Source organism: Corallococcus sp. CA041A (assembly GCF_003612075.1).
Classification (GTDB): Bacteria; Myxococcota; Myxococcia; order Myxococcales; family Myxococcaceae; genus Corallococcus; species Corallococcus exiguus.
In genome coordinates, this window is sequence record NZ_RAWF01000541.1 from 1 (window position 1) to 1,264 (window position 1,264).

A 1,264-nucleotide genomic window follows, 5' to 3' on the forward strand; every position below is an offset into this window, starting at 1 on the left:
CCCGGTTCCGTGGACACCCGAGATGTGATGGAAGGAGCACGGGATGTCCGCGAACGAGGAGAAGTCGAAGAAGGCCCGTCGGCCGCGCCGAGAGTTCTCGGTCGAGTACAAGGCCCAAGCGGTGAAGCTGGTGGTGGAGGAGGGCAAGTCCATCCCCCAGGTGGCCCGGGATTTGGACCTGACGGAGTCGGCGCTGCGGCTGTGGGTGGAGCAGATGAAGACGGACCGGGGCGAGGGCAAGCCCGGCGCGTTGACGACAGTGGAGCGCGAGGAACTCGCCCGGCTGCGCAAGGAGAACCGCGAGCTGCGGATGGAGCGGGAGATACTAAAAAATGCGGCGGCCTTCTTCGCGAAGGAGATGAAGTGAAGTTCACCTTCATCCACGCGGAGAAGGCCCTCTACCCGGTAGCTGTCCTCTGTCGTCACCTGGGCGTCTCGCGCAGCGGCTACTACGCCTGGGCGAAGAGACCCGAGTCTGAGCGCAAGAAGAGCGACCGGGCCCTCAGCACCGAGGTGCTGGCCATCCATCAGGAGAGCCGAGGCACGTACGGCGCTCCGCGCGTGCATGCGGAGCTGAAGGCGCGAGGCCGGCGCGTGGCTCGCAAGCGCGTGGCGCGACTGATGCGCCAGGCGGACGTGCGCGCTCGGTCCCGGCGCCGCTTCGTGCGGACCACCGACTCGGCCCACCGCCATCCGGTGGCGCCGAATACGCTGGAGAGGAACTTCCGACCCGGCCAGCCCAACCGCACGTGGGCCGGCGACATCACCTACGTGTGGACCGAGGAGGGCTGGCTGTACCTGGCGGTGCTGCTGGACCTCTTCAGCCGCAAGGTGGTGGGCTGGGCCATGGGCGAGCGAATCGACCGCGAGTTGGTGCTGTCCGCGCTCGACATGGCGCTCCTGGGACGGCCTGCGCCAGCGCTCCATCACTCCGACCGCGGCAGTCAATACGCGAGCGAGGACTACCGCCGGCTGCTTGAGGCGCGAGGCATCGAGTGCAGCATGTCGCGCAAAGGCAACTGCTGGGACAACGCGGTGGCGGAGAGCTTCTTCTCCACGCTGAAGCTGGAACTCGTCTACGTCACCCGCTTCAAGACGCGCGAGCAGGCACGGTGCGCACTGTTCGAATACATCGAGGTATTCTACAACCGGAAGCGGCGCCACTCCGCCCTGGGCTACCTCAGCCCCATCGAGTTCGAGCGAGTGGCCACAACGAGTAGGCTGGCCGCGTAACCAACCTGTCTACGGAACCGGGTCACGCCCA

1 protein-coding gene is annotated in these 1,264 nt (G+C 66.6%); it reads left to right on the forward strand.

Features of this window, described 5'->3' with window-relative positions:
* The first annotated feature begins 43 nt into the window (after positions 1 to 43).
* Positions 44 to 1,233 (forward strand): IS3 family transposase gene (locus tag D7V77_RS42010; protein ID WP_233597565.1). Its coding sequence is split into 2 segments (ribosomal slippage): positions 44 to 335 and positions 335 to 1,233, totalling 1,191 coding nucleotides; the frame shifts between segments, so codons are not numbered across the junction.
* The last annotated feature ends 31 nt before the right edge of the window (positions 1,234 to 1,264 follow it).